The sequence below is a fragment of the Nonomuraea typhae genome (genome assembly GCF_009760925.1).
Taxonomy (GTDB): Bacteria; Actinomycetota; Actinomycetes; order Streptosporangiales; family Streptosporangiaceae; genus Nonomuraea; species Nonomuraea typhae.
Window position 1 is genome coordinate 230399 of record NZ_VRLV01000004.1, and the last position, 19305, is coordinate 249703.

Annotated in this window: 20 protein-coding genes; 8 read left to right on the top strand and 12 right to left on the bottom strand. The window is 67.7% G+C overall.

Annotation, left to right across the window (positions count from 1 at the left end):
- Positions 1-12 precede the first annotated feature (12 nt).
- The 6 genes from FVE25_RS17065 to FVE25_RS17090 form a co-directional block, all read right to left on the bottom strand.
- Entirely contained in the window at positions 13-1857 is a 1845-nt protein-coding gene (locus FVE25_RS17065) for a winged helix-turn-helix domain-containing protein (protein WP_246267110.1), read from the bottom strand.
- A complete protein-coding gene (locus FVE25_RS17070; RefSeq protein WP_157247943.1) occupies positions 1854-2219 on the bottom strand; it encodes a hypothetical protein in 366 nt (121 codons plus the stop codon). The genes FVE25_RS17065 and FVE25_RS17070 overlap by 4 nt, the downstream gene beginning before the upstream one ends.
- Before the next feature lie 152 nt (positions 2220-2371).
- Entirely contained in the window at positions 2372-2542 is a 171-nt protein-coding gene (locus FVE25_RS17075; RefSeq protein WP_219825526.1) for a hypothetical protein, read from the bottom strand.
- Between the two features lie 199 nt (positions 2543-2741).
- Entirely contained in the window at positions 2742-2972 is a 231-nt protein-coding gene (locus FVE25_RS17080) for a hypothetical protein (protein ID WP_157247945.1), read from the bottom strand.
- A 1-nt stretch (position 2973) separates the two neighbouring features.
- Positions 2974-3327: a hypothetical protein gene (locus FVE25_RS17085; RefSeq protein ID WP_157247946.1), complete on the bottom strand. Its 354-nt coding sequence runs from the start codon at positions 3325-3327 to the stop codon at positions 2974-2976.
- Between the two features lie 5 nt (positions 3328-3332).
- Positions 3333-3518, bottom strand: coding sequence for a hypothetical protein (locus FVE25_RS17090; RefSeq protein ID WP_157247947.1), 186 nt, complete (start codon positions 3516-3518; stop codon positions 3333-3335).
- A gap of 164 nt (positions 3519-3682) precedes the next feature.
- Between FVE25_RS17090 and FVE25_RS17095 the strand changes: the two genes are divergently transcribed.
- Positions 3683-4471 (top strand): GntR family transcriptional regulator, encoded by a 789-nt coding sequence (locus FVE25_RS17095; protein ID WP_157247948.1) that lies wholly within the window; start codon positions 3683-3685, stop codon positions 4469-4471.
- Between the two features lie 257 nt (positions 4472-4728).
- Here FVE25_RS17095 and FVE25_RS17100 read toward each other — a convergent pair whose 3' ends face one another.
- A complete protein-coding gene (locus FVE25_RS17100) occupies positions 4729-5487 on the bottom strand; it encodes a GntR family transcriptional regulator (protein WP_157247949.1) in 759 nt (252 codons plus the stop codon).
- A gap of 658 nt (positions 5488-6145) precedes the next feature.
- On the opposite strand from FVE25_RS17100, the gene FVE25_RS17105 reads away from it, so the two are divergent.
- The 3 genes from FVE25_RS17105 to FVE25_RS17115 all read left to right on the top strand — a co-directional run bounded on the left by FVE25_RS17105 (position 6146) and on the right by FVE25_RS17115 (position 8101).
- Positions 6146-6595, top strand: a complete 450-nt coding sequence (locus tag FVE25_RS17105) for a hypothetical protein (RefSeq protein WP_157247950.1) — start codon at positions 6146-6148, stop codon at positions 6593-6595.
- A gap of 154 nt (positions 6596-6749) precedes the next feature.
- A complete protein-coding gene (locus tag FVE25_RS17110) occupies positions 6750-7130 on the top strand; it encodes an SCO5389 family protein (RefSeq protein WP_157247951.1) in 381 nt (126 codons plus the stop codon).
- A 257-nt stretch (positions 7131-7387) separates the two neighbouring features.
- Complete coding sequence (locus FVE25_RS17115) at positions 7388-8101, top strand: VOC family protein (protein ID WP_157247952.1); 714 nt, start codon at positions 7388-7390, stop codon at positions 8099-8101.
- Here FVE25_RS17115 and FVE25_RS17120 read toward each other — a convergent pair.
- From FVE25_RS17120 to aceB, 5 genes are read right to left on the bottom strand one after another with little or no spacing between them, the layout of a single operon-like run.
- Entirely contained in the window at positions 8085-8822 is a 738-nt protein-coding gene (locus FVE25_RS17120; RefSeq protein WP_425489494.1) for an IclR family transcriptional regulator, read from the bottom strand. The genes FVE25_RS17115 and FVE25_RS17120 overlap by 17 nt on opposite strands.
- Positions 8823-8847: 25 nt before the next feature.
- Entirely contained in the window at positions 8848-10071 is a 1224-nt protein-coding gene (locus FVE25_RS17125; RefSeq protein ID WP_157247953.1) for a (Fe-S)-binding protein, read from the bottom strand.
- A gap of 1 nt (position 10072) precedes the next feature.
- On the bottom strand, positions 10073-11284 hold the full coding sequence (locus FVE25_RS17130; RefSeq protein WP_157247954.1) for an FAD-binding oxidoreductase: 1212 nt from the start codon (positions 11282-11284) through the stop codon (positions 10073-10075).
- Positions 11284-12720 carry an FAD-linked oxidase C-terminal domain-containing protein gene (locus FVE25_RS17135; RefSeq protein WP_157247955.1) on the bottom strand — a complete coding sequence of 479 codons (1437 nt, stop codon included), beginning with the start codon at positions 12718-12720 and terminating at the stop codon, positions 11284-11286. Before FVE25_RS17135 ends, FVE25_RS17130 begins: the two co-directional genes overlap by 1 nt.
- Positions 12717-14294 carry a malate synthase A gene (gene aceB, locus FVE25_RS17140; RefSeq protein ID WP_157247956.1) on the bottom strand — a complete coding sequence of 526 codons (1578 nt, stop codon included), beginning with the start codon at positions 14292-14294 and terminating at the stop codon, positions 12717-12719. Before aceB ends, FVE25_RS17135 begins: the two co-directional genes overlap by 4 nt.
- 158 nt (positions 14295-14452) lie before the next feature.
- Here aceB and FVE25_RS17145 point away from each other — a divergent pair, with 158 nt between their 5' ends.
- The 4 genes from FVE25_RS17145 (at position 14453) to FVE25_RS17160 (ending at position 19300) form a co-directional block, all read left to right on the top strand.
- A complete protein-coding gene (locus FVE25_RS17145; protein WP_246267111.1) occupies positions 14453-15130 on the top strand; it encodes a DUF4097 family beta strand repeat-containing protein in 678 nt (225 codons plus the stop codon).
- 75 nt (positions 15131-15205) lie between these two features.
- Entirely contained in the window at positions 15206-16624 is a 1419-nt protein-coding gene (gene hflX / locus FVE25_RS17150; protein ID WP_425489493.1) for a GTPase HflX, read from the top strand.
- Between the two features lie 619 nt (positions 16625-17243).
- Complete coding sequence (gene hutI / locus FVE25_RS17155; RefSeq protein WP_157247958.1) at positions 17244-18452, top strand: imidazolonepropionase; 1209 nt, start codon at positions 17244-17246, stop codon at positions 18450-18452.
- A gap of 35 nt (positions 18453-18487) precedes the next feature.
- Entirely contained in the window at positions 18488-19300 is an 813-nt protein-coding gene (locus FVE25_RS17160) for a DegV family protein (protein ID WP_157247959.1), read from the top strand.
- Positions 19301-19305: the final 5 nt, after the last annotated feature.

The window sequence follows — 19305 nt, forward strand, 5'->3', positions numbered from 1 at the left end:
GAGAGTGGATGACTACGCGGTGTCGGAGTCGAGTCGGGCTCGCCAGCGGCCACGACTCACCTGACGTACTCTCCCGTCGTCTTCGAGCCGGGCTAGTCGCCGGTAAATGGTGGGACGGCTCATTCCCGTGACCTGTTTGAGTTCATCGATGGATATCCCCCCTTCGGGGGCGTCACGCAGAACGGTCCACAATGCGCTGTCGTCGTGTCTGGGTGCATCGCGGCGGGCGTGTCGTGGTGATGTCTGGCTTTGCGTCCGGCTCGCGTCCGCGGGCGGTTCAGGCGCGTGCGCGGCGGCTTCCAGAGCGGCCAGGGATACCGTGTCGAGAGTTGGGCGGCGGTGGGCGTGACGTTCGGCGGTGACCTGCACGCCGGCGTCGTTGAGGAGGTAGGTGCGGGCGCGGCGGGGGATGTCGTGTTCGGGGGCGGAGACGAGGAATTTGCCGGGGGCATCAAGCTTGTGGGCGTGCCATCCGGCCTTAACCATGCCCTGGCCGAATATCAGGTCGCCATCGCGGGGTTCACGTACCCGGAAGGCCACCCGGATGTCAGTCTGCGAACGCACGGCGTTCCTACCGCCCATGGCGTCCTTGGACGGGCGTTGTGTGGCAAGGATCAGGTTGACCGCAGAGGCGCGGCCGCGCCGTACGAGGGAATCGGCGTACTTGAGTGCCTTTGGTGCCTCTTCGGCGAGTTCGGCGTACTCGTCGATGATGATCACCAGGGCGGGACGCTCCGGGGTAGGCTCCCAGACCCGTAGGCCGTGCCGGGTGAGGTCGTCAGCTCGTCCGTCGAAGATGGTGACTGCGTCCCGGAGGAGCGCCTCTGCCTCTTGCGGGGTGGTGGCCAACCGGTCGATGCACGAAGCCCACGGTTGCAGCTCCATCCCCCGCTTGAGATCGACTGCCCAGATGATCACGTCCGGGCATGCGGTCAGTTCGGCAAGCAGTACGTTGAGGCCGCCGGATTTGCCCCCGCCTGACAACCCGCCGAACAGTGCATGCCTCCGGAGGAACAGCACCCGTGCCGGGCTGCCGTCCTCGAACACTCCGAGTTTGACCGGTTGGGTTATGGAGGTGATCGACGGGCCTGGGTAGGTGATGGCGTCGGCGTGTGGGTCGGTTTCGATCACGCGCACGTCGGCGCGGTTGGCCTTCTTGCTGGCCACCGGTTGGACGCGTACCCCGCCGCGCATGCTGCCCAGGGCTGATTCCAGGCGGGGGATGGCCGTGATGGCGTCCTCTACCGTCTGCCCCAGGCCGAGCCCGAGGCGGAAGCGGTAGCCCCACAGGTCTACGATTGCCGATTGCACGCGCGAGCCTGCCAGACCGGCCGCTTGGGCGATGTCGGGCCATGCTGCCAAGGTGCGTTCGACGCGGACGCGGGCGCGGCGGCGGCGGTGTGCCCACCAGGGCAGGGCCAGCAGTAGGCACCCGATGTTGAGCACGAGCGGCCACGGTCTGGTGAACGGCCCGTGCATCGTGGCGGCCGTGAGCCATCCCCCCGCGAACACGGTGACGCCAGCGGCGTATCCGCGTTCGATCGGGCGGGTGAGGTTGACCCAGCGACCTGCCATCAGCAGCGCGCCCGCCGCAGTGACGGTGCCGCCAGCGACGGTGGGCCACCACAGCGGGTAGAAGGTGTGCAGGATCATCCCCGACCCCATGAGCAGGGCGAGCGTGGTCACGGGGGCCAGTTCGGAGCGGTAGCGCCACAGTGCCCGCCCGATGCCGTCGATGATCAGGGGCGCGAAGTCGAGGTCATCGGTGATGGAGGCCATGGGTTGGATGCCGTACCGGCGCATGCGGCGGGCGTTGCGTCGCATGTGGTGGCGGGACACGCGGCGGTGGCTGGTCATCGGCCGCCCCCGCTGGTGCCGGGAACGTGGCGGGCGTCGGCGCGTTGCTGGTGGCCCAGCTCGTCACGGATGTAGTACAGCGGGTCGCGGTCGCCATCAGCGTGGGCGCTCAACGTGGCCTGGATGGCGGCGATCAGGTCGGCGCGGCGGCGGCGTGTGGCGGCCAGGTCGGCTCGCAGGCTCGCGACCTGGTCGATCAGGTCAGGGGTGTCGGCCAGGGCCTCAAGGATGTGACGCCACATCTCGTTGAGGGCAGAAGCGGACTTGGCGAAGGTTGCGACCAGGTGAGTGGCAGTGGTGTTGCGGGTAGCCACGGACTCCAGGTCAGGGTGCGGGTAGGGGTGGCGGTATCGGTGGGTCATTAGTGATCGCCTCCTTCAATCGGCGGTGGTGGTGGGGCCAAGGGCGGTTCCTTTCGTTGGCGGTTGGTGAGCGGTTCGGGCGGGTGGTGGTGCCAGGTGCGCGCGAGCCTGGCACAGGGGTTCCGTCGGGGCCGGGGGATGCCGGCGGCGGGTCATTGGTTGGTGATCAGGTTGAACACGCCGACGAGGAATCGCCGGATGTCGGGTGAGATCACGGTGCCTGCCAGCATGAATCCGAAAAGGATGCAGACAACGGCCTCCCACACGCGCAACCCCAGGTACCTCATGGCGATGAACACGGTTAGGCCCAGCAGCACGACCACGGGGACTGAGATATTCATTAGGTGCCTCACCTCCTCTCATGCCGTAGCGGCGGGTGTCTGGCAGGGGATCAGAGGCCGTCGAGGGTGGCCTTACGGCGGTGCCAGCGGTAGCGGGCACGGCACTTGACGCACCTACGGCATCCGGGACGTACAGCGGCACCACACGGGCAGGTGCGACGCATGGACCGGGGCATGGGCGTCAACGGCAATCACCTCCTTTTCGGGCACTCGGCTGCTGTGATCGCGTGCAGTGATGGGAGTACGCACCGACCAGGCGACGCGTCATCCGCTCGGCGTGCGTCGGGTCGGTCCCGTCCAGGCGGCGGCGGTGATCCTCAGAGCGGATGGCGATCACCACGACCACAAACACGACCAGGGTGGTGATCACCATCAGCAGCGCTACCAGGACAATCAGCAGCGGGAGATCCACCTCATTTCCCGCCGGATAGGTGGAAGTTCGAGGTGTAGGAGGACAGCGCGCGGTGTTCGTCGATGGTCTGCCGTTCGATTGCCACCGCCGCGTACACGATCCGGCCAAAGCGCAACCGGGCGGTGTGGTGACCAGAGTCCACCGCGACGGGCACCCCGAGAATCCCCGCGATCCGCTGGACCTCCGCGATCCGTTCGCCCTCGTTGGTGAAGTCCGGGCCGCTGCGCGGATGGACCTGAAGCTCGAAGTCCAGATAGCGGGGGATTGGTAGGTCCTTGTGCTCCTCCAGGTAGGCAGTGAAACGCCGCAAGTCCGTGATGAACTTCATGCGGTCGTCAGCGTCGAGGTAGTTCATGAAGATCACTTCCCTTCGTGCAGGTCGGAGCAGGTCTGAAGGAATTCGGCCACCACGTGTAGCGCCACGGTGAGCAGCACCAGCACGGTTGCGGCCAGCTCGCTACACACCCACCCGTCAGGGCAGTTGTCTAGAAACTCGGCCAAGAGGCGGGTCCCAGTGATCAGGCGCGTTGGCGGGTTGATCATCACGGCTTCACCTCCAGACCCAGGAGCGCTGTGCGCGCCGAACTGTGTACGTCAAACTATGCGCGCAAAGTTGTGCGCGCGCAAGTGTGTGCGTCAAATTTGACGTACACAGTTGTGCGCGCTAAGGTCGTGGTGACCAGTTTTCGCACGTGAGAGGAGGTGCAACGGTGGCTAAGGACGATGAAGGTCGCGAGGGCGCACCCGATCTGCCGCTCTGGCAGATGATTCGAGATGAGTTCATGACGGAGATCGACTCCGGACAGCGGTATCCGGCCGGCGCGTTGCTGCCGTCAGTTCGAGAGATGCGTGTCAGGTGGACCGTCAGCACCACCACGGCGAGACGCGTCATGCAAGAGTTGGTCGCTGCCGGATATGCGCGCACAGACAGCACGCGTGGGCATGTGTCCAACGGGCCGCAGCGCTCAATTTCGCAATCAAGCGATAGCGCTACTACCTCAGATGATGGGTCATCTCTCGGAATTCCGAGCGTGCGCGTGGTCGGCCCGTCCGGAGGCTCGCATTCGGATACCGCAACCGTTCACGTTCGCATAGAGCCAGCTCTACCGGAAGCCGCGCTTGCCCTCCGACTAGGCGACCTTAGTACGCCTGTTGTAACACGTCGTAGGCTATCGATCGATGCTGACGGTATTCCCGTCCAGCTCAAAACGAGTTATCTCGCTCCTGGGGTGGGCGAGAATACGCCCTTGGTCGAGCCGGTAGCAATTGATCGTGAATGGCGGGAGGCGCTCGCTGCCCATGCCCACCGTGATCTACTGCCCGTCGATGGCTATATACAAGCGCGCCATCCCAGCGACAATGAAGCAAGGGTACTAAAGATTTCGCAGACAGCCTGTGTGCTTGTCCGTGCGGAACTAACGCGCGATAAGGAGAGTAATCCAGTCGATTTTACCGTCACAGTGTGGCCGGGTGACAGTACTCGCTTGGCGCTTGCCTGACAAAGGCTCAAACGCAAGGGCGTACCGTGATGGACCGGTACGCCCTTCGATCATTTGAGAGGGGGCACACTTCAAAGTGAAACCTACTCTCCACCCCACGAAAAAGCGCCGGACTTATCCTGGTGGTTTCCCTGGTGACCTTGTGGAAGCACGCAGATCACGGTGAATGACTCCCAGGAATCCGGCCACAGTTCCGTCTCGCCACAGGCTTCCTCCGGCTGGACGCCTGGCTCACTTGGATCACTGTCCACCATCGGTTACCTGATCGGAATCCGATAGTGGAATTCGTATCTATCGCCACGATATACAATCTTGGCGACTTCGACAGCTATGTCTTGCGCCCAAAAAGTTTGCCACATCTGAATGACTGGAATACCGGGTGGGCACTTTAGGCGAAACGCTTCGTGCGGCTCTGGCATGCGTGCGCGAACGATCTCTTCCTCGTCATCCACCTGAATGCCGATTGCGTCGAAGCGGGGAACGATTCCTCTTCCTGCGTATGGCCCTTCATGGGGCCGTTCAATCGCTGTGCCGCCTGTCAGTGCGAGCGGCTCCCATGCGAGACTGAAGGAAACCGGTTCTCCGCCCATACTGATGTTGTATGAGGTTTCGGAAACCGGATCGCCCTCTTCGATCCCAAGACGCTCGGCGACCTCAAGGGGTGCTTCCGTGAGTTCGGTTTCGTATTCGACCTGAATGTCAAGGCCGGATTTCTCTGCCTCACTCCAGTACGCTTGGCTAGTATTTGTGCGCTTGAAACGGTCTGGTGCCATACGCACTAGCGGCCGATGCCTTGCTACGAACGATCCCTTGCCTTTGAGTGAGTAGATCAGACCTTCATTTCTCAATGAGGTAATCGCGTGCTTGGCTGTAATGGCCGAAACATTCCAGCGCTCGCACAATTCACGCTCGCTCGGAATGCGTGCGTCGCTGATCAGTGCGCCACTCTTGATCTTGCCGCGGAGATCGTCGGCAATCACCAGGTACATCGGCTTGTGCGGGTCCTGATCCGGCATGCGCGCATGATCTCACACATTGACATGCGAAGATACGAGGTTCATACCTAGTATGTTCACATACTAGGCTCGCCGACGTGCAGGAGTCCCCGCATGAGCGATGAACGTACCGAGGTCAACCAATCCGCGATCACGCCACCGCAACCTCCCCCTTGGGAAGGGGGAGCGTGGGACTGGGAAGTGACGTACGTGAGGCACGGCAGAGGCGGGGGCTCTGTCGGCCGGACGTTCGCACCGGAGACGGCACGCCAGCGCATCACAGCACTGCTCGCTGGACTGCCCCAGGGTGCACGCGACATTCAAGGCCACGTCCGACGAATGGGCGCAGTATCGCTCTCAGGCAGCAATCCCGACAGGCAACCTCTTGGCATCACTGCCCTGGTTCGTGGCGGAGTGTTCATGTGGACTCAATCCGTCGAGGAGGCGTCCCGTCTGCCCGAGGGGGCATCCCTCCCCGGCATGGTCATGGCTCTCAACTTCGGCGAGACTCCGCGCGATCGAATCGTCAGAGAGATGTGCCGGCAGTTCGGATCCGTTGGTACGGATCTACTCGACCCTGAGGGGCAATCAACAGTTCGTCTCTATGTGTCACTCGACCGTGCCTAGCCACCACGAGCACATATGGACGGTGCACGCGGCGTTCGTCAAGGTGGGGAACGTGCTGGCGTTCGAGCCCTTCCCGGCAAGCCACCCCAACCACCCGTACGCGATCACCCCGGTCGTGGTCCCGTCAGAAACGCCGGTAGACCTCTACCAATGGTGGCGTATCGAAGATGTTCGCCCGAACAAGATCGATCAGGGTGGAAAGGAGTATTTCCGGCTGCAACTCCTCTGTACGGCTGGCGATCACGAATCGATCTACGCCGAATGTGATGTTGATAGCTGGCTAGTGGTCCGCGATTACGAGTCCATGCCTCAGGGAGACGAGTGCACGCCTGAGGAGGTGCGCGTCGTTGCTGTACTGCCTGAGACCGAGATCCTTCCCGGCGTCGTGGCACGCCAAGCGGAACGCGGGGAGCATACTGAGTTGACACTCAGGCTGCCGGATACCCCTGTACGCGTCCTCCCGCACGGCAGCATCATCCGACCACCAGACCCAGCGGAGTGACGGAGCGACCACGACCCATCGCATGTCTGCGTTGTCCAGAGGGAGAGGTTCTGGCTAAGCGGCACGGTAAGGATGGCGGTCACGCCACCTTTAGCAGCTATTCGAGGTGGGGAATGAGGGAGGAGACTCCGACTCTGAGGGAGGGCGATGCTTCGTGTCCCTAAAGGTCTCACCGGAACTGCTGGAGGACGCTCGATCGGGGAAGGTCGCCGACGACGCGTTCCTTAAGTGCATGAGTGAGTCTCTTCCCGACGCTTGGGCTCTCGTGTCCAAGCTGGCCCACGAACGTGAGGTCCAAGGACTGGAGTACGTGGACAATCGAACCGTGCTGACTGATGACGTTGCAGGTCAGCTACTACGGATGATGGCAAGCGATGCCATGAGGTCAGCCATCGAACGGCACTTCGGTGTTCGGGTGGCATTCCAGAACTGCCACAGGGTTGCGCTGTTCAGGGCAACGGGTGACGCGTACAACCGGTTCACGAGCACAGAAGCTCAACTACTCAATCAGAACCCCGAACTCGTCAACTGCTAGGAGACGTGACGAAGCTCCCGGACCGTGCTGGGTCCGGGAGCTTCGTCACCTGTGAGCCTCTTCTGATCGGGAGCCGGGGAGCCATTTAGGGAGCCACCGTAGTCAGACTCCCTCAGATGATCACCGACGCCCTCAGGTAATCAGTGCAGGTCGCCGAGCCCTGATCGACTCCCCCCGACCTCTCCAGACGAACCCAAGTTGCTCATGGCGCAACAGCGTAGTGGGTTTCTGTCGGTGCCGTCTGAGAGGGTTCCGGCATGGAGTTCTCGGAGGGCACGCCCTGCTGGGCGCAACTGCTGACCCCCGACGCCGACGCGGCCAGAGGTTTCTACGGCGCCCTGTTCGGCTGGACCTTCGACGACCGCCTGTGCCTGGCCGGCGGAAGACCGGTCGCGCAGATCACACAGGCGCCCGGTGAGGCGTGGGAGGTCTATCTCGCCACGCATGACGTCGACTCGGCCGTGGCCCGTGTCGGTGCGGCGGGTGGTTCCCTTCTGGTGGAGCCATTCGATCTGCCGGGGCACGGACGGTACGCACGCGCCGTCGATCCGGCCGGGGTGCCGTTCGCGCTGTGGCAGGCGGGCGAGTTCACCGGCGGCGGGCCGGCCTGGCTCGACCTCAACACCCGGGGCGGCGCGGAGATCGACGCCTTCTACGCCGCCGTCTTCGGCTACACGCCCGAGCCGGTGCCGGGGCAGGCGGGCTACTCGCTGTGGCGCGTGTCCGGCCGGCCGGTCGCGGGGCGGCTGGAGATGGACGAGGCCGAGTGGGCCGGGGTTCCCGCGCACTGGATGGCCTACTTCGCCGTCCCCGACGTCGATCGGGCCGCCGAGCGCGCCGCCGGGCTGGGCGGGCGGGTCGGCTACGGGCCCGTGGACAGCCCGTACGGCAGGCTCGCCATCATCGGTGACCCCGGCGGCGTCCCGTTCACGATCATCCCGGCGGAGGGCGCGGTCAGGGCGTGGGGCTGAGCTCGGTGCCGAAGGCGGCGGCGATGCGGCGCATGCCGGTCGCCAGGTCGTCGCGGTCCAGGGCGTCGATGCGCTCGGCCGGGCCGGAGACCGACATGGCGGCCACCACCCGGTCGCCGTCGTGCACCGGCACGGCCAGGCAGTGCACGCCCAGCTCCTCCTCGCCCAGGTCCATCGCATAGCCGCGATCCCTGACCCGGTCGAGCTCGTCCAGCATCGCCTTCGGATCGGTGATGGTGTTGGCGGTCTTGCGCGGCATCCCGGTCCGCTCGAACAGGCTGAGCGCCTCACCGGTGCTCCGGTCGGCCAGCAGCACCTTGCCCACCGCCGTGCTGTGCGGCAGCACCCGCCGCCCGACCTCGGCGAACATGCGCAGCCTGCGCGGCGAGGGCACCTGCGCCACGTAGACGATGAAGTCGCCCTCCAGCACGGCGAGGTTCGCCGTCTCGCCGGACAACTCCACCATCCGGCTCAGATACGGCTGCGCCCACACCCCGACCATCCGCTCGGCGATGCCGCCCAGCCGTACCAGCCCGCCGCCCAGGGCGTAGCGGCGGTCGGATTCCTGGCGTACGTAGCCTCGCGTCAGCAGCGTCTGCAGCAGCCGATGGATCGTCCCGTACGGCAGGCCCGTCCTGGCCGCGATCTCCGACAGACCGGCTTCGCCCCCGTGCTCGGCCAGCGCCTCCAGCACGTCCAGCGCCCGGTCGACCGACTGCACGCTCACCGGCACACCCCCGCTCGTCTCACAGATGTACTCCGCGCAAGGACGCGTCCAGCACCTCGGCCGTGTGGGCGACCCGGATCGAGCCGCCCGCCCTCGTCATGGCCGCGGCGATCTGCATGGTGCAGCCCGGGTTCGCCGACACCAGGAGCCGCGCCCCGGTGGAGGCGACCGACTCGGCCTTGCGATCGCCCAGGTCGCGGGCGGCCTCCGGCTGGAAGATGTTGTAGGTTCCGGCCGAGCCGCAGCAGATCGCGGCGTCCGGCACCTCGCGCAGCACCAGCTCCGGGATCGCGGCCAGCAGCGCCCGCGGCTGCGCCCGGATGCCCTGGGCGTGGGCCAGATGGCAGGCGTCGTGGTAGGCGATCGTGACCGGCAGCGGGTGCCGCTGCGCCACCGGGCCCAGCTCGGCCAGCCATTCGGCCAGGTCGACGGTCCTGATCGCGCGCGCCCTGGCCGCCCAGCGGGGATCGTCCGCGAGCAGCTCGCCGTACTCCTTCATCGACGATCCGCACCCGGCCGCGTTGACCACGACCGTGCTCACCCCGGCGCGCTCGAACGTGCGGATCGTGCGCCTGGCGAAGCGCCGCGCCTGGTCCTCGCGCCCGGCGTGCACGCTCAGCGCGCCGCAGCACCCCTGCCCGGGCGGGATGACCACGTCACATCCCTCCAGGGCCAGCACCCGCGCGGTGGCCGCGTTCACCTGCGGGAAGAACTCACCCTGCACGCAGCCGGTCAGCATGCCGACGACCGCGCGCCGCGGGCCCCTCGCGCGGACCCGGCGGGGCAGCCGCTGCCGGTGCTTCACCTCGGGCGCCAGGGCGGCCATCGCGCCCAGGCTCGGATGCACGCGCTCCAGGAACGGCGCCATCCGCGCGGCCGCCCCCATGCCCGGGCGCAGCAGCCGCAGCCGCCGCGGGTAGGGGAAGAGCCCGAAGACGATCCCGCGCACCGCCCGCTCCTGCGGGTCGCGCACGTGCACCCGTTCGACCTCGGCCCGGGTCTGCTCGATCAGCCGGTCGTAGCGCACCCCCGACGGGCACGCGGTCACACACGCCATGCACCCCAGGCAGGCGTCGAAATGCCCGGCCATCTCGGCAGTGAGCGGGGTGCCCTCGGTGTGCTGCTTCATGAGGTGGATCCGGCCACGCGGCGAATCCATCTCCTCGCCCCACAACGCGTACGTCGGGCAGGTCGTCAGGCAGAAGCCGCAGTGCACGCAGTCCTTGATCAGCTTCGGGTCCACGTCAGATCCCTCCCACGAACCGGCCAGGAGACATCCTGCGCCCGGGATCGAACTGCTCCTTCACCCGCCGCATCAGCGGCAGTGCCGACACCTCGCCCCACCTGTCTATTTTGTCCAACCCTAGATCGTACGGCGCAGCCAGCACGCTCACCCGCGCCCCGGCCTCCCGGAGCCCGGCCACCGCCGCGCCGAACCCTTCACCGGCGCCCTCCAGCCAGAACCTCCCGGCCACCGGCGAACCCCGCAGCGACAGGCCCGGCCACTCGGCCACTCTGCCGAGCACCCGCGTCACCTGGGCGGGCAGGCAGCGGACCTCGGCCAGCGCCTCGCTCCCCGCCGGCTCACCCCACCACTCCGGCCCCTCGCCGGTGACCTCGGCGCCCTCTCCGAGCAGGGCCGCCAGCGCGTGGGCCCGCTGCCCGGCGGCGGCGCCCTCGACGAGCGCGGCCAGATTCACGGGTCCCCGGAGGTCCGGCCAGTCCAGTTCCACGGCCGCGGGCTCGGCCTGGGCGGCGGCCAGCCGTACCGCTGCCCGCTGGACGGCGTCGCGGGACAGCCGGGCCAGCACCCACGCGCGGGCGGCGGGCACGGGATGGAGACGGAAGGCCGCCTCGGCGATCACCCCGAGCGTGCCGTAGGAGCCGGTGAAGAGCTTGCCGAGGTCGTAGCCGGCCACGTTCTTGACGACCTTGCCGCCGGACTTCGCGATCGTGCCGTCGGCCAGGACGACGGTGATGCCGATGAGCAGGTCGCGGGGCGTGCCGTACCGGAATGCGCGGGGGCCGGTGGCGCCGGTGGCGAGCATGCCGCCGATCGTGGCCTCGTCGCCGAACGGGCCGTCGCAGACGAGCTCCTGCCCCTGCTCGGCCAGGAGGGCGGCGAGGGCCTCCAGCGTGACCCCCGCCTGGACGCGCACGACCAGGTCACCCGGGGTGTACTCGATGACCTCGTTCAGGCAGCACGTGTCGATCAGGACGTCGCAGCGCTCGGGCGGGGCGCCCCAGTGCAGTTTGGTGCCGCCGCCCACGGCCGTCGTGGCCAGGCCGGCCCCGGCGCAGGCGCGCAGCAGCGCCGACACCTCCTCGACGCTCTCCGGCAGCGCGACCCAGCCGGGCAGCACGCCGCCGACCGCGTCCGGCGGCCCGGCCTCCCGCACGGTCACCCCGCTCCCGGCCAGCACCCGGGTCACGTTCTGGGCCTTGCCACCCGGCATCAGTACTGTTCCGCCTTCCCCGCCTCGACCAGCGGGTGCACACCCTTGCGCACGCCGGGCACCTCGCCGCACAGCCGGGGCGTGGGGAAGACCTTGCCGGGGTTGGACAGGTTTCCGGGGTCGAAGGCGCACCGGACGAGCTGCATGGTGTCGAGATCGTCATCCGAGAACATCCTCGGCATATATCGCGACTTGTCCACCCCGACCCCATGCTCGCCGGTGATCGACCCCCCGTGCTCGATGCACAGATCCAGGATCTTGCCCGACACCGTCTCGGCCCGCTCACCCGCCCCGGGCTCGGCGTCGTCGAACAACACCAGCGGATGCAGGTTCCCGTCACCGGCGTGGAAGACGTTGGCCACCTTGATCCCGTACTCGGCCGACAGCCGGTCGATACCGGCCAGCACCTCGGGCAGGGAGGTGCGCGGCACCACGCCGTCCTGGACGATGTAGGCCGGGCTGATCCGCCCCACCGCGGCGAACGCCGACTTCCGCCCCTTCCAGATCGCCGCCCGCTCGGCCGGATCGGCCGCCACCCGCAGCTCCAGCGCCTGCGCGCAGATCTCCGTGAGCCGCGCGAACTGCCGCTCGACCTCCTCGGCAGGCCCGTCCAGCTCCACGATCAGCACCGCGCCCGCCCCCTCCGGGTAGGCGCAGGCCACCGCCGCCTCGGCCGCCTCGATGGACAAGGCGTCCATCATCTCAATGGCCGCCGGCACGATGCCCGCCCCGATGATCGCCGAGACGGCCTGGCCGCCCTGCTCGATGCTCTCGAAGGCCGCCAGCACCGTGGTGACCGCCTCAGGGGTACGGCTGAGCCGTACGACCACCTTGGTAGCGATGCCGAGCGTGCCCTCCGCGCCCACGAATGCCCCGAGCAGGTCGTAGCCCGGGTCCATCCGGTCAAGGGTGACGACGTCCCCGTCGGGGGTGACGATCTCGCAGGCTTCCACGTGGTTGACGGTGAAGCCGTACTTCAGGCAGTGGGCGCCGCCGGAGTTCTCGGCCACGTTGCCGCCGATGGAGCAGATCTGCTGGCTGGAGGGGTCGGGGGCATAGTAGTAACCCTGCTCGCGCACGGCCTCGGTGATCGCCAGGTTGGTGACGCCGGGCTCCACGACCGCGCGCCGGTTGGGCAGGTCGATCTCCAGGACGCGCCGCATCTTCGAGGTGACGATGAGCACGCCGTCGGTCCTGGGCAGGGCGCCGCCGGACAGGCCCGTGCCCGAGCCCCGGGCCACGAACGGCACGCCGTACCGGTTGCAGAGCTTGACGACCGCGGCGATCTGCGCCGCGGACTCGGCGAGCACCACGGCGCCCGGGGTGGCCCGGTGGATGGTCAGGCCGTCGCACTCGTAGGTGCGCAGCCTGACCGGGTCGGTGATGACGTCCGCCACCGCCGCCAGGGTGGTGACGAGCTCATCGAGAGGGGTCATGGCATGCGAGCATAAGCCGGAAGAGTGAGAAACTCCGCGAAATCCTCGTCCAGGGCGACTTCCTTGAACAGGGTTTCGGCCTGTGCGTAAAGACCGGCGTCATAGCCGGGCTCCTGGGCGATCGTGACGAGTTCCTCGGCGATGATCCGCTCGACCAGGTCCCTGGTCACCGTCTGGCCGGTGTCGGCCAGCGCGATGCCGTTGTGGATCCACTGCCAGATCTGCGAGCGGGAGATCTCGGCCGTCGCGGCGTCCTCCATGAGGTTGTGGATGGCGACCGCGCCCAGCCCGCCCATCCACGCGGCCAGGTAGCGCAGGGCGACGTCCACGTTGCTGCGCAGGCCGGTCTCGGTGATGCCGCCGGGCGTGGCCGCCACGTCGAGCAGGTCCTCGGCGCCGACCTGGACGTCCTCGCGGGTGCGGTCGAGCTGGTTGGGGCGCTCGCCGAGCACGCCGTCGAAGACCTCACGGCAGATCGGCACCAGATCGGGGTGGGCCACCCACGAGCCGTCGAAGCCGTCGCCCGACTCACGCGTCTTGTCCGCGCGCACCTTCTCCAGCGCGACCGCGTTGACCTCCGGGTCACGCCGGCTCGGGATGAACGCGGCCATGCCGCCGATCGCGTGCGCGCCGCGCTTGTGGCAGGTGCGCACCAGCAGCTCGGTGTAGGCGCGCATGAAGGGGGCGGTCATCGTCACCGCGTTCCGCTCGGGCAGCAGGAACTCGCGGCCCCGCGTGCGGAACTTCTTGATCACGCTGAAGAGGTAGTCCCAGCGGCCCGCGTTGAGCCCGGCCGAGTGCTCGCGCAGCTCGTACAGGATCTCCTCCATCTCGAAGGCGGCCGGGTACGTCTCGATGAGGACGGTTGCCCGGATCGTCCCCTGCGGGATGCCGAGCGCCTCCTGGGCGTGGGTGAAGACGTCGTTCCAGAGGCGGGCCTCGAGGTGGGACTCCATCTTGGGGAGGTAGAAGTACGGGCCCCTGCCCTTGGCGAGCTGGCGCTGGGCGCAGTGGAAGAAGTAGAGGCCGAAGTCGAACAGCGAGCCGGAGACCTCCTCGCCGTCCACCTTGGCGTGCTTCTCGTTGAGGTGCCAGCCGCGCGGGCGGACCACGACCGTGGCCAGTTCGGCGTCGGGCTTGAGCGTGTAGCTCTTGCCCCCGGTCTCGAAGTCGATCGTGCGGTCGAGGGCGTTGCGCAGGTTGAGCTGGCCGCGGACGCAGTTCTCCCAGAGCGGGGAGTTGGCGTCCTCGAAGTCGGCCAGCCAGACCTTCGCACCGGAGTTGAGGGCGTTGATGGTCATCTTCTGGTCGACCGGGCCGGTGATCTCGACCCGGCGGTCCTCGAGACCCGGAGCGGGCGCCGCCACCCGCCAGTCGCCCTCCCGGACCGCCTTGGTCTCCGGCAGGAAGTCGAGGGTGCCACCAGCCGACAGCTCGGCCTGCCGTACCTGCCTGGCCTGCAGCAGCTCCAGGCGGCGGGCGTCGAAGCGGCGGTGCAGCGCGGCCACGAAGTCGAGCGCCTCCGGGGTGAGGATCTCGTCGAACCGGTCGTGCATCGGGCCGGTGATCTCCATGGCGGCGACCTCTTTCCAAGCTGTGGAAAATGCGTTCTGGATTATGGAAGGGAAGCTACTTCATGGAGGTGCAAGGGTCAAAGACGGGGGTCGGGTAGGGGGCATCCCGGATGCCACTGCCCGTCAGCGCCGGGAAGATTCGAAGTATGAAACCAATCGTGTTCGCAGGAGCCCTGCTGGCTTCCGCGGCAGTGCTCACCGGGTGCGGGCTGGCGAGCATCGGCGGGCCCACCGAGGAGAGCGTCGTCAACTACGACGTCAACGACAAGGTCGCGCTCCTGGACGTCAACTCCGGGTCCGGCGACATCGTGGTGACCGAGACCGACCGATCCGGTATCCGCGTCACCGAGACCCTCCAATGGCGCAACAACAAGCCCGAGGCGGAGCACAAGGTCGAAGGCGACACGCTGAGGGTCACCTACAGTTGCCGGCCCGGCTCCGGAAGTTGCAGCGTCAGCTACAAGATCGAGGTGCCCAAGGGCCTGAAGGTCAAGGCCGACGCCGGCTCCGGTCACATCACGCTGCGCGGCCTCACCGGCGAACTCGAAGCCTCCGCGGGCTCCGGCGACATCGAAGCCTCCGACCTCGGCGGCAAGAAGGTCATCGCGGACGCCGGCTCCGGCAGCATGGACCTCAAGTACGCCAGCGCGCCCAGCGACGTCATGCTCGAGGCGGGCTCCGGCGACATCACGCTCACGCTGCCCAACGGCCCCTACAACGTCAGCGCGCAGGCCGATTCCGGCGACGCCAAGGTCGAGGTCGCCAACGACCGGAATTCGGCCAACCGGGTCACCATCGAAGCCGGATCCGGAAACATCAACGTGGTGCCTGGATAACCAGATGATTGCGGCGTGGATGTCGTGTCACCATCTGGGGAAGACACCACGGTGTCCAGACGTTCCCTCATAGAGATGACACGAATGCAGAAATACTCCACGCTCGACCAGATCGAGACCGGCGAGATGGACCTCGAGGAGCGCCACGCGCTCCGCCGCGTAGCGGGCCTTTCCACCGAACTCCAGGATGTCACCGAGGTCGAATACCGCCAGCTCCGACTCGAGCGGGTGGTCCTCGTGGGCGTCTGGACCTCCGGCACCTCGATCGATGCCGAGAACTCCCTGCTGGAGCTCAAGCTCCTGGCCGAAACCGCCGGATCCGAGGTGCTCGAGGGCCTCATCCAGCGCCGCCAGAAGCCCGACCCGGCAACCTATATCGGCTCCGGCAAGGCGCTGGAGCTGCGCGACATCGTCGAGGCGTCCGGCGCCGACACGGTGATCTGCGACGGTGAGCTGACCCCCGCCCAGCTGCGGGAGCTGGAAGAGGTCGTCAAGGTCAAGGTGGTCGACCGGACCATGCTGATCCTCGACATCTTCGCCCAGCACGCCAAGAGCCGCGAGGGCAAGGCCCAGGTCGAGCTCGCCCAGCTGCAGTACCTCCTGCCGCGTCTGCGCGGCTGGGGTGGCAACCTGTCCCGGCAGGTCGGCGGCCGTTCCTCCAACGGCGTCGGCGTCGGCGGGCGCGGCCCCGGTGAGACCAAGATCGAACTTGACCGCCGGCGTATCCGCGAGCGCATGGCCAAGCTGCGCAGGCAGATCTCCGGCATGTCCACTTCCCGCGAGGTGATGCGCCACCAGCGCCAGCGCCGCGAGGTGCCCGCCGTGGCCATCGCCGGCTACACCAACGCCGGCAAGTCCTCGCTGCTCAACCGCGTCACCGGCGCCGGCGTGCTGGTCGAGGACGCCCTGTTCGCCACCCTCGACCCGACGGTGCGCAAGTCCCGCACGCCCGACGGGCGGCTGTTCACGATCGCCGACACCGTCGGGTTCGTCCGGCACCTGCCGCACCAGCTCGTCGAGGCGTTCCGGTCCACGCTGGAGGAGGTCGCCGACTCCGACCTGATCCTCCACGTGGTCGACGGCTCACACCCCGACCCCGAAGGGCAGATCGCGGCCGTCCGCGAGGTGTTCTCCACCATCGACGGCGCCCTCGACGTGCCCGAGGTCGTGGTGATCAACAAGGCGGACGCGGCGTCGCAGGACGTTCTCGACCGCATCCAGCGCCGTGAGCGCAACAGCATCGTGGTCTCCGCGCGTACCGGGGCGGGGATCCCGGAGCTGCTGGACCTCATCGAGCGGCAGCTTCCCCGGCTGGATCACGAAGTCCGGCTGCTGGTGCCCTATGAGCGGGGTGACCTGGTGTCGCGGGCTCATGAGGAGGGCGAGGTCGTCTCCGTCGAGCACGTGGAGGAGGGCACGATCCTGCACGCCTGGGTGCTGGGCAGCCTCTTCCATGAGCTGGAGAGGGTCGCCAAGCCTGTCGAGCGGGTCTGATTTTCGGGTGCGTGTACGGCTCGCGGGTGCGTGAGCCGTACACGTGCTTGGGCTTTGTGCGGCCGGTGGGGCCTGTGTGGCGTGTGGGGCTTTTGGGTTTTATGGGGCTTTTTCGGATGTTCGGTCACGCGCCTCCATGTACACTCCGGTCGCGTGGGTGTCTTGCGGCCATCCGTGTGTCGACGGTCACCCTCTTCGCCGGGGCTCTGGGCCGGCCGGCCTAACGGGTATCGGTGAATGCCCAGCGTATGGCGGTAGCCGTACAGCTTAAATCCTGACAAATGCGACAGTGGCCTTGATGTGCCTGGGATTGCTACCATTGGCCAAGCCTCAGGACAGCAAAGGCGCGGGTTACAGATGATGGCTGCTGCGGGACGTGACGCAAGCAGGGGGCACCGTGACGCTTGGGATTTCTTCCGAATAACCCTGTACAGCCAGCCGACCTGTGAAATAACGTAACTGAACTGAAATCGCCGGATCATGAGTCCGGTGCCAAGGTCACCGCACATCATTGGCGGATGAGAGCAGGAGACCCCATGTCGTCCGGACCCGGAGCGGACTCAGTGGGCGCGGCGGCAGCCGTGCGCTCTGTTTCGCATCCGTGCGGGGCGGTGATGCGGTGACCGTTCGCCTGCTGACCAACATCGGCCGCCTCTGGACCGGCAACGAGGTCCTCAGCAACGCGGCCATCCTCGTACACAACGACCGCATCGCCTGGGTCGGCCGCGCACCCGACCTGCCCCAGAGCGTGCCAGGAGTCGTAGACGACATCGTCGACGTCGATCACGTGGAGAACCTCGGCGGCGCCCTCGTCACCCCCGGCCTCATCGACGCGCACACCCACCCCGTCTACGCCGGAAACCGCTACGCCGAGCTCGCCATCCGCACCGGAGGCTCCACCTCCTCGGCGATCACCGCCGCCGGTGGCGGCGTCGGCTCCACCGTCACCGTGACCCGCGGCACCGACCCCTGGACCCTCTGCAACGGCGTGCGCGAACGCCTGCGCGCCTGGCTCCTCAGCGGCACCACCACCGTCGAGGCCAAGACCGGCTACCACCTCACCCGCGACGGCGAACTGGCCGACGTCCGGCTCCTGCGCGAGCTGGAGAAGGAGCCGATGATGCCGCGGGTGCACGTCACCTTCCTCGCGGCCCACGTGGTCCCGCCGGAGTACTTCGGCCGCCAGCGTGAATACGTCGAAGCGGTGGGCGCCTGGTGCGCCGACGCGGCGGCCGCCGGAGCCGACAGCGTCGACGTCTACTGCGACGAGGGCCACTTCACCACCGAGGAATCCCGCTGGGTCCTCGCCTCCGGCCGTAACGTCGGCCTGCTGCCGCGCATCCACGCCGGCCTGTTCAGCCGCCGCGGCGCCGTCCAACTGGCCGCCGAACTCGGCTGCGCCTCCGCCGACGGCCTCCACCACTGCTCCGACGAGGACCTCGCCATCCTGTCGCGGTACGGCGTGCCCGCCGTCGTCTGCCCGGCCACCGCCCTGCAGCGCGGCAACCTGCCGCCGGTCCGCAAGATGATCAAGCACGGCGTGATCGTCGCCCTGGGCAGCGACCACAACCCCGGCTACTGCGGCATCACCTCGATGTCCCAGATCATCGCCATGGCCGTCGCCGCCTTCGGCATGAGCGTCAACGACGCCCTCCGCGCCGCCACGCTGGGCGGCGCCACCGTGCTCGGGGCTCCGGACCGCGGCGTCCTCGCACCCGGCCGCCTGGCCGACATCGTCCAGTGGGACGCCGACCACGAAGGCGCCTTCGCCTGGTCCTTCGGCCTCAAGCCACGCCGGGTCTGGCGCGGCGGGACTCCCGTTCAATAGTTCATCTCGGGGCTTCACTCGTTAATCTCGGGGATATGCCGCCTTCGGTTGCCGTTGTCACGGATTCCACCGCCTACCTGCCTCCGGTCGAGGGGATCACCGTGGTCCCACTCACCGTGGTGGCCGGAGGCGTTTCCTACGACGAACCCGACTACACCGGCGACCTGGCCGCGGCCACCACCTCGCAGCCCTCCCCGGACCGCTTCGCCGCCGTCTACGCCACGCTGGCCGAGGCCGGGCACACGGGCGTGGTCTCCGTCCACCTGTCATCCGCCCTGTCCGGGACCGCCGGTGCGGCCGCCCTGGCCGGCGCGTCGGCCGCCTTACCCGTCGAGGTCGTGGACAGCCGATCCCTGGCCATGGGCCTGGGGTACCCGGTCCTCGCGGCTGCCCGCGAGGCCGCTCGGGGCGCCGGCCTCACCGCGGTCGCCGCGGCGGCCCGTACGTGCGCCGCCGCCACCCGGACGTTCTTCTGCGTCGACACGCTCGACCAACTCCGCCGCAGTGGCCGGGTCAGCACCACCGCCTCCATCTTCGGGTCCGCGCTTATGATCAAGCCTCTGCTGCACATCTCGGGTGGGACCATCCAGCCGCTGGAAAAGGTACGCACCGCTGCTCGGGCTGTGGCTCGGATGGAAGATCTGGCGGTGGAGGCGGCGGGGTCGGCGCCGGTGGACGTGGCCGTTCAGCATGTCGGGGCGCCGGAACGGGCTCAGGCGCTGGCCGAGCGGATCAAGGGGAGGCTGCCGGCCGTACGGGAGTTGCGGGTGGTGGAAGCAGGGGCCGTGGTGGGCGCGCATGTGGGGCCGGGCATGGTGGGGATCACGGTTGCGCCGGGCAGTCACTGAGGTTG